Below are 12,897 nucleotides of genomic sequence, written 5' to 3' on the forward strand. Positions count from 1 at the left end.
TAATTCCCAAGATGATTTATTTATACAATTGTATATCCATAGTCAACCACAATATTTTGCCCTCTAATGGCATCGCTTTTATCAGACATTAAAAATAAAATGACATTTGTTACATCTGAAATTTTAACAAATTTTCTATATGGAATTTTTTTAAATAACTTATTTCCTTCAAAGGACTTCAAATAGCTTTCGTTATTATCGTTTATACTATAGGACAGTGGTATACAATTCACTGTAATTATTCATTTTTTATCTTTCAAAAATGAATAATTACCAACAAATGTTATATTTCGCATTATAAGGTTAGCATAAGATTTAAAATATTTAATATGCAATTTTGCATATTTTAACATTCCTAATTATTTACATAGTGTTTGACCATCTTTATTTAAAGCAGCCCCCACATTCACAAAATTCACTTAAAACAAGAATTTGTTTATCCATACTTTTTCTATAATTTTTCATGAAAGAACTGAAATTAATTAGTACCCCCTGTTAAACACCTAAATCTGATACTTAAACTAACTAATCTTCCTCTAATAAATTGTTTTCTTATTTGACTTCACAATTAATAATACCCAGCAGGTATAGTCACAACATCTTCGTACACCTCCTCATTAAAGCTGAAGGAACACTAATTAAAATCTGGTCCAGAAATTTTACCTTTCTACGTTATAGGATCCGCATAAGAAAACATAGAATACAGTACCTCCTCTGTTACAACTAGCTGTATGTCATAAACCAAAAAATCATAATATAAAATTTATAGAATTAATTTCTTGAGTTCAAACCTCTCCAGGTTCATAAAAAAGAGACACCATATCAACCTTCTACGTGATATGGTGTCTCTTTTTATCTAATTCAATTACTTCCCACCAAACATCTTCTCCAAAGACTTCGCATTGGCAAACAATACTTCTTTCAAGTTATCGTCAGCAACGATTTTATAGTCGCCATCTTTGTCTTTCTTTAAGTTCAATGTAACCTCGCGAGTTGCCATTGCTGCATCTTTATCCGTTAAGTTTTTGATGATGGTTGAGGTCATTGTTTTTTCGATCGCTTTTTCAGATTGTTCTTTGTCTTCGCTAAATGCGCTAGCGAAGGCCATTGGCATAACTTCTCCCACTGCTTTTGTTACAGCAACGGATAGATCAGCAGATGTAATTTTCACTTTCACTTCTGCTTTGTCATCCTTTTTCGATACTTCTTCTAGCTTTTCAAATTTAAAGGTTTTTGTAATTGCACTTAGCATTGCTTTTGCCTCAGCATCATCTGTTTTTTCATTTAGTTTATTAAATTCCTTGTCACTCTCAACAAATGTACGAGCCTTTTCTACATCACCTTTTTGTATCGCTGTTAAAAATTCTTCTGTAGTATCTTTCGGATTTGCACACCCTGCTAAAACAACTGCTGTTAATCCTACTACCATCATTAATAGCAATAATCTCTTTATCTTTTGCACGCTCATTCTCCTCTTATCTTTTCTAGTAAGTCAGCATTATATAATAGTATGAAACTGACATTACAAACATTTTTTAGTATATCATTTATATGATTCGTTTTCTATTAATTCCCAAAAGATAAAGGGCCTTGCAGCATTCCTACAAGGCCCGGCTTCTATCAATCTGTATCCGTAGCACAAATGAACCACATTTTCTGTTCCCTACTATCTAACACCATCCAAGTAACATCCCACGCAACATCGTAAAACCAATCTGTCCAAGGGCGATAGCTTTCGAACACTTTAATATCTTCGTATCGATCTTGGAACATATATTGACATACATTGACTGCTAATTGTTTTGCGATAACTGGTCGTTCCTTAAACCCTTCATATGCTCCGCCCCACAAAATTTGCGCAGCAATGCTACCATCAAGCATGACTGCGAGCTGCTCTTTAAAACAAAACTTATATTTGTCTGATGTATGTATTTTTAACTCTTCTAAGTTATTGATTATGTCTAAAGAGTTGAAGATTCTTCTAAAGAAGTGCTCATGTCCATCTTTCGAATGTGGTATTTCTTTAAAAAAATTTTCGTTATGCACTTTAAAACAGCTTATTATTGCTCCACCAATTAAGTTTTGTTCCTTAAACGTGTTTATAAGTTGCTCAACAGGTGAGTCATTCGTGTCTATTTTTTCAAACGTTCCCTCTTTCCATCTCATAACGCCCACTACTCTCTATTAAAAATTTGTTTCTTTATTATAAATAGCAAAATAAAAACCAGCAACTTTGAGGTTGCTGGCTTATCTCTTATTCATATTCGAAACAACAACAACTGCTCCAAACACATAATGCCCTGCTACCATCCACATACTCCGATCAAAAATCATAAGCGATAACCAGAGTGATATATTCATAGTAGCAAATAATAAATATAAAATGTAATCTCTCTTTTGTATTGCTCCTCTATTCATCAAAATGTAAGCGGCACCGATAGGAGGAAAAAGACAAATATTTTTCTTAACGACTACGGATGCGGAGTTAGTGTCTGCATATGAACCTCCTTTTCATCATAATACTTGCTTCAACATCGGCCTCACTACCCGATATTCATCACTATAAGCTTCCTTTATGATTAAAGGCGGGTAATCACTTTTTTCTTCCTCAATCATTATGAATACTTCTGTTTTCTCTTGTAATGTATTAGATTCTCTATTTTTAGTAGGTTTTTTACTTGTTTTAATTTTCTTTGTTACTTCGCCAAGTTTTTGCCCAACTTCTTCTACTTTGACAGGTTCATTCGTAACATAGTATTCTTGTTCGTCCCATACTAATATAGGTGGCACTTGTTCTTTTTTGTTACATATTATATAAGTAGTACTAGCTACAAGTAGTATACAAGTTAATAAATAGAAGATAGTTTTTTTATTCATATACTACACTCCTTATCTATCATTTCATTGGATTATATAACACAATTTATTTTCAGAAAATGGATTTGGTGGTAATTTTCAGGTTGAACAATAAAGAAAAACCTTACCAAAGTAAGGTTCCGTTTTTACATTCTATAGTGACTGATTAATTAATACGATCATTACAATAATTGCTATAAGCATAACAACTAAACAGCCGATTAATTTATAAAATCCTCGCTTCGTTAATGTCCCACCTTGAACGTCTTTACGAATAAATAAGAATACGGCTAAAAATAATACAAGCCCAATGCCAAAAGCATACATCATTTGCATATGTTAATCTTCCTTTCTCTCCTCCATCTTAATATCTTTTTGCTAAAACAACAAATGAGATAAAGACGGTACTCATTGTAAGTGCCATAAGTATATTCAATAATTCAGTAGCTGATAGTGTAAGTATTTTTAAGTTTAAGCCGATAGAGAAAAGAAGATAATATGCCGTTAATGCAAAAAAGGTTACAAACATTCCTTTATAACGAATCAGTTTCATTCGCTCGTCTTTTTCTTTAAATTGCGGATGCAAGTAGCTTAGACAGAAACACATAATCATCATCCCCAGCAATGGATACGTTATGGCTGGCGGTGCAGAATGCGTCATTATACCTGTTAATATCATAAATCCACTCATAAATAGAAAAATAATCCCCATAATTACAAAGTACTTTTGTGAATAATTCATCCCTATTCCCCCTCTTCTTTTCCTTCATAAATAAATACATGTTCTATTGTTGTCTGAAATGTTTTCGCTATTTCAAATGCTAGCGGAAGTGATGGATCGTATTTCCCTTTTTCAATTGAGATAATGGTTTGTCTGGAAACTCCAAGTTTCTCAGCCAACTTTTCTTGAGATAGTCCAAATTTTTTTCGGTATTCGACCATTTTATTTTCCAAGGAAATTTCTCCCTCCTTCCATATACCGAGTATATATGTAAAGGAAACTTTACGTCAAGTTCCCTTTACATATATTTTGATTATTATTCACGCTATTTATATAGAAGAAACTTTTTTAAATTTCAGCACGTCTATTTTGAAGCGAAACACGGAACACTGTAAATAACTGTTACTATATCTCCTCACTTCTTTTTTTAAAATTTAATATCTCCATATTTGTTTTATCCTTTTAAAATATTTCATTTATTTCTTTATTTCACGAAATGCGTTATTTGTTTTACGGTGTTTTTCGTCATATTTATAGAAACTAACTGTTTATGGAGCATTTTTTATGTTTAGCAACTTTTTTTGTAGAAATCCTTCACTTTCCTTTCAATATTTAACACTATCTAAATAAAGTTTACGATAAATTCATAATTTTTTATTTTTTATACTATATTCCGTTATATTGTTGTATAATATCTATGAAAGCGCTTATTATTTCAATATACATAATTCAAACTGTTTTTATCAAAACATTCTAACTATTATACCTATATTTAAATGCAACAATTATAGCTATTAGTATAGGCATACCAAATATATCCACCCCATTTTTCTGTAAAATTACTTTATAACATGAAAGATTAACTTGGGTGATAAGTTATTGTGAATGTTTTTTTACAAAACAGATAAGTAATAGTGTTTGGTATTATGTAAATTATTGTAATAACATAAGAGTAAAGAAAAACATTTACATTGATTATTGATTCATTACTTATTGAAAAAGAGCAAAATGCACCTTTGTATGGAAAAGGATTATATGCATTGGGAGGTTTAAACAAATGACGAGGAAGAATACAACGACAAACCCTTGGGCCAAGTTCCACGGTCCGAACCTTGGTTATGTTATTGAGCAGTATGATCTTTACGTAACTGGAGCAGGTTCTGTTGATCCGGAATTACAAGAGCTTTTTGAAATTTTTGGAGCTCCTTCGTTTCAAGATGATGTCGTAACAGGGGACAACACAGCAACACATTTTTCTCCTCAAAACACAGGTAACATTGAAAAAATTCTTAAAGTCGTTCAACTTGTTGAGCAGATTCGTTCTTTCGGGCACACGTTGGCTCACATCAACCCGATGGAAGATGCTGCAAATGGACAATCTCTTCTTGAGAAAGCAATGAACGAACTGAGCGATGCTGACTTGAAAGCGATTCCAGCGAAAACGGTATGGCAAGATGCACCAGAAGGTATTCACACTGCACTTGATGTAATTCATAGATTAAAAGACGTTTATACAAAATCTTTAGCTTATGAATTTTCTCATATACAAGATAGTGAAGAACGCGCGTGGTTGCATCAAATGGTGGAATCAAATTCATTGCGTCAACCACTATCAAATAAAAAACGAACTGCTCTTTTAAAACGTTTAACAGCTGTTGAAGGTTTCGAGCAATTCTTGCATAAAACATTCGTTGGGCAAAAACGTTTCTCTATCGAGGGCGTTGATATGCTTGTACCTGTTTTAGATGAAATTGTTCTAGAAGGTGCTAAGAACGGCGTAGAGGATGTCATGATTGGTATGGCTCACCGCGGTCGCCTAAGCGTACTTGCTCACGTATTAGAAAAACCATATAGCCACATGTTTGCTGAGTTCAAACATGCAAAAATAGAAGGCGCAGTGGCTAATTCTGGCTGGACTGGCGACGTGAAATACCATTTAGGTAGAGAACAAGTCGTTAGTAACGAAGAAGTTAGTACTCGCGTTACATTAGCAAATAACCCGAGTCATCTTGAGTTCGTGAATCCTGTAGTAGAAGGTTTCGCACGTGCGGCTCAAGAGAATCGTAAAAAATCTGGTCTTCCAGATCAAGATACTTCAAAATCATTCGTAATTTTAGTTCATGGTGATGCTGCATTCCCTGGTCAAGGTATTGTATCTGAGACACTCAACTTAAGCAGATTGAACGCGTATCAAACAGGCGGAACGATTCATGTTATCGCAAACAATGCAGTTGGTTTTACGACTGATAGCTATGATTCTCGTTCTACGAAATATTCAAGTGACCTTGCAAAAGGTTTCGATATTCCGATTGTTCACGTGAATGCTGATGATCCGGAAGCTTGTCTTGCAGCTGCTAACCTTGCGATTCAATATCGCATGTTGTTCAAAAAAGACTTCTTAATCGATTTAATTGGTTACCGCCGCTACGGTCATAACGAAATGGATGACCCGGCAGTTACGCAACCACAAGTGTACAAAAAAATTAAAAACCATCCAACTGTAAGAGCAATTTATGCAGATCAATTACAAGCTGCTGGTGTTCTAAATGCAGATGAGGTTGAAACAATTACACAGTTTATACAAGAGCAATTAAAATCCGACTATGCACAAGTACCACCAGCTGATACGAGTGATGCAACAATTCACGTTAAAGTACCAGATGTTGTTGCAAAAGGTATTCAGTCAATTGATACTGGCGTTGAGATTGACTCACTTCGTGCAATTAATGAAGGTCTACTATCTTGGCCAGAAGGCTTTAACGTATATCCGAAAGTGAAGAAAATTCTTGAGCGCCGTAAAGATGCTCTTGAAGAGAACGGCAAAATTGAATGGGCACTTGCTGAATCATTAGCATTCGCTTCTATTTTACAAGAAGGTACGCCAATTCGTTTAACTGGTCAAGATTCACAGCGTGGTACATTCGCACACCGTCATATCGTATTACACGATACTGATACAAATGAAACATATTCACCATTACATCGCTTACCAAACATTAATGCTTCATTCTCTGTCCATAACAGTCCGTTATCAGAGGCTGCTGTTGTTGGTTACGAATATGGTTATAACGTATTCGCTCCAGAAACTCTTGTTATGTGGGAAGCGCAATATGGTGACTTCTCAAATACTGCGCAAGCATTATTTGATCAATATGTTTCAGCTGGAAGAGCAAAATGGGGTCAAAAATCTGGCTTAGTTCTTCTATTACCACACGGTTATGAAGGTCAAGGACCAGAGCACTCTAGTGCACGTCCAGAGCGTTTCTTACAGTTAGCTGCTGAGAATAACTGGACAGTTGCAAACTTAACGAGCGCGGCTCAATACTTCCATATCCTGCGTCGTCAAGCATCTATCTTAGGAACAGAAGCTGTTCGACCATTAGTATTGATGACGCCGAAGAGTTTATTACGTCACCCACTTACGCTTTCAACTGCTAGTCAGTTAAGCGAAGGACGTTTCCAACCTGCTTTAGAACAAGAAAACCTTGGCATGAAACCAAATAAAGTAAAACGTCTTGTTTTAAGCACAGGTAAAATGGCGATTGACTTAGCAGCAGAAATCGAGTCTGGTAAACATGAGTACAACTTAGACGAAGTTCATGTCGTTCGTATTGAGCAATTGTACCCATTCCCTGCTGAGAAAGTTCAATCTATTATTAAACGCTTTAAAAACTTAGAAGAAATCATTTGGGTTCAAGAAGAACCTCGTAATATGGGCGCATGGCATTACATGGCTCCAATTCTGTTCGAACTTGCTGGAGATAAAGTGAAAACAGGCTACATTGGACGTCCTGATCGCTCTAGTCCATCTGGCGGCGATCCATTCGCTCACAAAGCTGAGCAAGAACTAATTGTTGCACATGCTTTAGATGTGAAGTATAACTTCCGTCAAGATAAACAAGAAATTGAAGTTTACAGCAACTAAAAAGTAACAATGAAGCTTTCTAGCTTGTTCCTTGGGCAGATATTCTGCCCAAGGCCAGGCTAACAAATGGAGATTACCGAAGACAAAAGAAGAAAAAACACACCGTTAGGCAAATAAGGGGAGGACATTTAAAATGATCGAAATTAAAGTACCTGAGCTTGCAGAATCTATTACTGAAGGAACTATTTCACAATGGCTTATCAACGTAGGCGACAAAGTTGAGAAAGGTGGCAGCGTTGTTGAGCTTGAAACTGATAAAGTCAATGTAGAAATCATTGCAGAAGATTCAGGTATTGTATCGAAGTTACTAGGCGAACCTGGGGATACAGTTGAAGTTGGTGCAACTATCGCAATTTTAGATGCTAATGGAGCACCAGTTGCAGTAAGTACACCTGCACCAGTGGCTGAGCAACCAAAACAAGAAACGACTGAAGCACCGAAAGCTGCGGCACCAAATGCTGAGCAAACTGCAACACTACAAGGGTTACCAAATACAAACCGTCCTATCGCATCACCAGCTGCTAGAAAAATGGCTCGTGAATTAGGAATCGACTTAAACGACGTACGTAGCACAGACCCACTTGGACGCGTGAGACCACATGATGTACAAGCTCATGCTGCAGCACCAAAAGAAGCACCAGCTGCTCCAAAGAGTCCAGCTCCTGCTCCAGTTGCAAAAACGGAATTCGAAAAACCAGTTGAGCGCGTGAAAATGTCCCGCCGCCGTCAAACAATTGCAAAACGTCTTGTAGAAGTTCAACAAACATCTGCAATGTTAACAACATTTAACGAAGTTGATATGAGTGCGATCATGGAATTACGTAAAGAACGCAAAGATGCTTTCGAGAAAAAACATGATGTACGTCTTGGCTTCATGTCATTCTTCACAAAAGCAGTTGTTGCAGCATTAAAACAATTCCCATTATTAAATGCTGAAATTCAAGGTGACGAGCTTATCATTAAAAAATTCTATGATATCGGTATTGCAGTAGCAGCTCCAGATGGATTAGTTGTTCCAGTTGTACGCGATGCCAACCAATTAAATTTCGCTGAAATTGAAAGTGAAATTCGTGAATTAGGTAAAAAAGCACGTGACAACAAACTTTCATTAAAAGAACTACAAGGTGGTACATTTACAATTACAAACGGTGGTGTGTTCGGTTCTCTAATGTCAACACCGATCCTAAATAGCCCACAAGTTGGTATTTTAGGAATGCATAAAATCCAAGTACGCCCAGTTGCAATTGATAACGAGCGTATGGAAAACCGCCCAATGATGTACATTGCTTTATCTTACGATCACCGTATTGTTGATGGTAAAGAAGCAGTTAGCTTCCTTGTTGCTGTTAAAGATATGCTTGAAGATCCAAAGTCATTATTATTAGAAGGTTGATAGATTAAAAATCTATTAAAGGCTGTAGAATGAATCATTCTACAGCCTTTTTTTATTGTGTTCATACGGGACAAATTTCATGACATAAGGTAATAATGTATGCCTAAACGTAAGGAGGATTAAAATGAATAACCTTCCAATTCATGCAAAACTTAAAGTAAATAAGGATACTTTCTTCCTCCCCGATTCAAACGGGGGTGTCTATTTTCGAAATAACGCCAGTTCATTTCGTATGGACGGTGATGGAATTTATGATTGGATTGAAAAATTAATGCCAATGTTTAACGGGAATTATTCTTTAGCCGAAATAACCGATGGCCTCCCTCTCCCCTATCAAAACCGTGTATTTGAAATTGGAGAGATTTTATATGAAAATGGTTTCGTTCGCGATGCAAATCAAGATGCACCTCATGAATTAAACAGTACATTACTCGACAGATATGCTTCACAAATTGAATTTTTAGAAGCTGATTCTCATTCAGGTGCTTTAAAGTTTGAAACATACCGCGGAGCAAATGTCCTTGTACTTGGTTCTGGGGATATGCTCACTTCCTTAGTTTCTTCTTTATTAGAATCTGGTTTACCTACATTTCATTACCTCGTTACAGATCGGAATGAAACAAACTATGACAGAATACATGAGCTAATAGAACGTGCATATGAAGTTGATAACAGTGTACTCCTTCAAGAAATCGATACTACAATTGACCGTCCCTTGCGTGAAGTATTCGAACCTTTTGATTGGATTTTATATGTTTCTCAAAACGGAGACATTGACGGTTTAAAAACAGTTCACACTATTTGTAGAGAAACGAAAAAGAATTTCATACCAGCCATTTGTTTATCAACACTCGGTATAGCTGGACCTGTCGTAACAGAAAATCGTGATGAATGCTGGGAATCCGCATGGCATCGGCTACATGAAACGACTTTACAAAATGAAAATTCATCGGATTCCTTCTCACCAATTACATCTGCCATGTTAGCAAATGTAATCGTTTTTGAATTGTTTAAACATGTCGCGGATGATTCATATCGTGAAAAAGAATCACAATTCTTTTTATTAAACTATGAAACACTTGAAGGAACGTGGCATCCTTTTATAAAACACCCTCTTGCAACTGATGAAAGTTTTACAATTGATACGATAGAAAATATTTCTGAAAAACTTGAGCATCGGTATGGCCAACATACTTCAACTGATGTATTCCGCTTTTTCGATTCATTAACTTCTAAAGAAGCCGGTATATTCCATGTATGGGATGAACAAGATTCATATCAATTACCATTATCACAATGCTATATTCAAGTAGCTACTCCACTATCAGATGGCCCAGCTCCCCTTCTGCCTCTTATGACTCGTAGTGGATTGACTCATAATGAAGCACGCCGAGAAGCTGGTTTAACAGGAATTGAAACATATGTAGCAGAAATCATTCACCGCCTTATTCCTGAACATAACAATATCGGTATCGGTGCTGGAGAAACGATGACAGAAGGATTTTACCGGGCACTACAACAACATTTAAACAATAAACTGTATGAGCGGCAGTCACATATTCTAGAGGAACTTACAACTGTTGATTTAATTGATATTCAAGATAAACATTGTAGATTTTATTACGATGCTCTCTCTACAATCCATGAAACACCTAAAATCGCAATGAGTGAAGAGATTCTCAGTTTTCCAGTCGTTTGGGTTGGTATAAATGATAGATGGTACGGTGCATCTAATATTAATATGACGTTAGCGTTACGAAACGCACTACAACTATCACTCTTTCACGTTCAAAATGAAGAAATTCCTTACAGAGCTAATATCTTGCCTGAATCCTCTATTATTTTATATGACACGGATTCTTTTAGAGTGGAAATACAAGCGGAAGAAGAAATTCCAAGTGTGCAATCTTTACAGCTTGCCTTACAGCATTTAGAAGAACATAATTTTTATCCCTTCGTGTTCGATTTAGCAATCGAACCATTTTTGAAAGAAAACCTAGACGGTGTGTATGGGGTATTAATTGCAAAGGAGGACGGTTTATGATTCAAAATATATTGCTTATAGGAGATGGCCTTCTTGCAGACTATGTACATGATCAATTATGCAAACAATATTCCATCATTCGTCAGCAGACCCTTACAGAAGAACTTCCTGAAAATATTCATCTCGCTCTCGTATTACATGACGGATCTCCTTCTACTATTCATCATGATGCCGAACTTATTTTTCGCTCAAATCATATTCCATGGCTTCGTGGTTTCACTTCATTTGGCGAAGGTATTATCGGTCCTTACATTCATCCTCTTACGCCTGGATGTTCCCATTGTTCTGATGGACGCCGTTTTATCGCTGGCTTTGATCAAAAAGAAATGTGGGAACTACAGCGGAAATATGCCTTTAAAGCAGATAATGTAACGAGACGTGACGTACGTGCCACCCAAAATGGAATGTTGCAAATGTGCCATCTTATTTGCGCAGAAACAGGAAAAATATTAACTCATAACCATTCTTCTTTAGAAAATGAACTTATTTTACTAAACTTACAAACATTACAATGTACGCGGCATTCTTTTCTTCCAGATCCTCTCTGTCCTGTATGTAGTAATTTACCTGATGATACTGCGGATGCGGCGGAAGTTTCTTTACAACCGAGTTTAAAAGTAAGCACCGAAACGTATCGCTGCCGTTCCATTCATGAGCTAAACACATTTTTAACGAGAGACTATTTAGATTATCGGGTCGGTATGTTGAACGGAAAAATGCAGCATTCTGTATTACCATTCGCTGACGTCATTATAAACATGCCATTAATGTTCGGAAATGAAGGTGTTGCGGGACGAACTCATTCATTTGCAGTGAGTGAAGCAACTGCTATTTTAGAAGGTTTAGAACGATATTGCGGTATGTCGCCTCGAGGGAAAAAGACAAATGTGCATGGTAGTTTTCATGATTTAGAGGAACATGCACTAAATCCCCTCACACTCGGTGTCCATACAAATGAACATTACAATCGTGATAACTTTCCATTCAAGCCGTTTGATCCTGATTATGAGCAAAACTGGGTATGGGGATATTCTTTATCACAAAACAGACCGCTTTTAGTTCCTGAATCAATTGCTTATTATAGCCTCGGTCATCGAGATGCTTTCGTGTATGAAACATCAAATGGATGTGCAATTGGCGGTAGTTTAGAAGAAGCGATTTTTCACGGCATTTTAGAAATTGTAGAGCGTGATGCCTTCTTACTCACTTGGTATGCCGAATTACCTCTTCCCCGCCTGGATCTTAATTCAGCAAATGATACAGAATTACAATTAATGATTCAGCGGTTACGTACGATTACCGGATATGAATTACACGCTTTTAACGCGACGATGGAACACGGCATTCCTAGCTTATGGGTAATTGCAAAAAATACGCGTGAAAATGGAATGAACGTTGTTTGTGCAGGAGGCGCTCATTTAGATCCTATTCGAGCCTTAAAAAGCGCCATTCAAGAAATAGCAGGCATGTTACTTATAACAGACGATGAGCTCGAGCACAAAAGAGAATACTACGAAAAATGCTTACAAGATCCTTATTTCGTTAATAAAATGGAAGACCATAGTATGCTGTATGGATTGAAAGAAACAGAAGAACGTCTTCACTTCCTTTTACGGGAAGATGCACCGGTGCAAACGTTCCAAGAAATGAATGTATCACAATCATTTGATATGGATTTAACATCCGATCTCCACCAACTTTTAAATCGTTTGCATCAATCTAATCTTGAAATAATCGTTGTAGATCAAACCGTTCCCCTCATAGAAAAGAATGGATTACATTGTGTAAAAGTTATTATTCCAGGCATGCTACCGATGACGTTTGGTCACCATCTTACTCGAGTTACAGGACTGGACCGGGTATATACCGTACCGATGACACTTGGATATACAGACGAACCTTTAACGAATGAAAGATTAAATCCACATCCACATCCGTTTCCATAGTAAAGGAGGGAT

General features: G+C 36.5%; 12 protein-coding genes. 4 read left to right on the forward strand and 8 right to left on the reverse strand.

Annotated elements, in window-relative coordinates:
• Nucleotides 1-20: 20 nt before the first annotated feature.
• The 8 genes from ES895_RS10030 to ES895_RS10060 all read right to left on the reverse strand — a co-directional run bounded on the left by ES895_RS10030 (nucleotide 21) and on the right by ES895_RS10060 (nucleotide 3,810).
• Nucleotides 21-233 carry an SDR family oxidoreductase gene (locus tag ES895_RS10030; protein ID WP_224765010.1) on the reverse strand — a complete coding sequence of 71 codons (213 nt, stop codon included), beginning with the start codon at nucleotides 231-233 and terminating at the stop codon, nucleotides 21-23.
• Between the two features lie 632 nt (nucleotides 234-865).
• The gene (locus tag ES895_RS10035; RefSeq protein ID WP_135238324.1) at nucleotides 866-1,462 is read right to left on the reverse strand and encodes a DUF4878 domain-containing protein; all 597 of its coding nucleotides are present in this window, start codon (nucleotides 1,460-1,462) and stop codon (nucleotides 866-868) included.
• Nucleotides 1,463-1,620: 158 nt separating this feature from the next.
• A complete protein-coding gene (locus ES895_RS10040) occupies nucleotides 1,621-2,166 on the reverse strand; it encodes a hypothetical protein (RefSeq protein WP_001267329.1) in 546 nt (181 codons plus the stop codon).
• 81 nt (nucleotides 2,167-2,247) lie between these two features.
• Entirely contained in the window at nucleotides 2,248-2,421 is a 174-nt protein-coding gene (locus tag ES895_RS29590) for a hypothetical protein (protein WP_153580444.1), read from the reverse strand.
• 93 nt (nucleotides 2,422-2,514) lie between these two features.
• Nucleotides 2,515-2,877 (reverse strand): hypothetical protein, encoded by a 363-nt coding sequence (locus tag ES895_RS10045; RefSeq protein ID WP_135238325.1) that lies wholly within the window; start codon nucleotides 2,875-2,877, stop codon nucleotides 2,515-2,517.
• A gap of 132 nt (nucleotides 2,878-3,009) precedes the next feature.
• Nucleotides 3,010-3,192: a DUF3976 domain-containing protein gene (locus ES895_RS10050; RefSeq protein ID WP_001178294.1), complete on the reverse strand. Its 183-nt coding sequence runs from the start codon at nucleotides 3,190-3,192 to the stop codon at nucleotides 3,010-3,012.
• Between the two features lie 28 nt (nucleotides 3,193-3,220).
• Nucleotides 3,221-3,598 carry a hypothetical protein gene (locus ES895_RS10055; protein WP_001109895.1) on the reverse strand — a complete coding sequence of 126 codons (378 nt, stop codon included), beginning with the start codon at nucleotides 3,596-3,598 and terminating at the stop codon, nucleotides 3,221-3,223.
• Between the two features lie 2 nt (nucleotides 3,599-3,600).
• Entirely contained in the window at nucleotides 3,601-3,810 is a 210-nt protein-coding gene (locus tag ES895_RS10060; RefSeq protein ID WP_000428506.1) for a helix-turn-helix transcriptional regulator, read from the reverse strand.
• A gap of 824 nt (nucleotides 3,811-4,634) precedes the next feature.
• On the opposite strand from ES895_RS10060, the gene odhA reads away from it, so the two are divergent.
• The 4 genes from odhA (at nucleotide 4,635) to ES895_RS10080 (ending at nucleotide 12,885) form a co-directional block, all read left to right on the forward strand.
• Nucleotides 4,635-7,502 carry a 2-oxoglutarate dehydrogenase E1 component gene (odhA, locus tag ES895_RS10065; protein ID WP_000197136.1) on the forward strand — a complete coding sequence of 956 codons (2,868 nt, stop codon included), beginning with the start codon at nucleotides 4,635-4,637 and terminating at the stop codon, nucleotides 7,500-7,502.
• Between the two features lie 133 nt (nucleotides 7,503-7,635).
• Entirely contained in the window at nucleotides 7,636-8,895 is a 1,260-nt protein-coding gene (gene odhB, locus ES895_RS10070) for a 2-oxoglutarate dehydrogenase complex dihydrolipoyllysine-residue succinyltransferase (RefSeq protein ID WP_000569926.1), read from the forward strand.
• Between the two features lie 124 nt (nucleotides 8,896-9,019).
• On the forward strand, nucleotides 9,020-10,939 hold the full coding sequence (locus ES895_RS10075) for a putative thiazole-containing bacteriocin maturation protein (RefSeq protein WP_001061565.1): 1,920 nt from the start codon (nucleotides 9,020-9,022) through the stop codon (nucleotides 10,937-10,939).
• Entirely contained in the window at nucleotides 10,936-12,885 is a 1,950-nt protein-coding gene (locus tag ES895_RS10080) for a TOMM precursor leader peptide-binding protein (protein ID WP_000615607.1), read from the forward strand. Before ES895_RS10075 ends, ES895_RS10080 begins: the two co-directional genes overlap by 4 nt.
• Nucleotides 12,886-12,897 lie beyond the last annotated feature (12 nt).

It is taken from the genome of Bacillus sp. 007/AIA-02/001 (genome assembly GCF_004634455.1).
Taxonomy (GTDB): domain Bacteria; phylum Bacillota; class Bacilli; order Bacillales; family Bacillaceae_G; genus Bacillus_A; species Bacillus_A cereus.

Bases quoted from the DNA above. Each gene is read 5' to 3' on its own strand.
- ES895_RS10080 (WP_000615607.1), top strand. From the start codon at position 10,936: ATGATTCAAAATATATTGCTTATAGGAGATGGCCTTCTTGCAGACTAT.
- odhB (WP_000569926.1), top strand. From the start codon at position 7,636: ATGATCGAAATTAAAGTACCTGAGCTTGCAGAATCTATTACTGAAGGA.
- ES895_RS10045 (WP_135238325.1), bottom strand. From the start codon at position 2,877: ATGAATAAAAAAACTATCTTCTATTTATTAACTTGTATACTACTTGTA.
- ES895_RS10075 (WP_001061565.1), top strand. From the start codon at position 9,020: ATGAATAACCTTCCAATTCATGCAAAACTTAAAGTAAATAAGGATACT.
- ES895_RS10040 (WP_001267329.1), bottom strand. From the start codon at position 2,166: ATGAGATGGAAAGAGGGAACGTTTGAAAAAATAGACACGAATGACTCA.
- ES895_RS10050 (WP_001178294.1), bottom strand. From the start codon at position 3,192: ATGCAAATGATGTATGCTTTTGGCATTGGGCTTGTATTATTTTTAGCC.
- ES895_RS10055 (WP_001109895.1), bottom strand. From the start codon at position 3,598: ATGAATTATTCACAAAAGTACTTTGTAATTATGGGGATTATTTTTCTA.
- odhA (WP_000197136.1), top strand. From the start codon at position 4,635: ATGACGAGGAAGAATACAACGACAAACCCTTGGGCCAAGTTCCACGGT.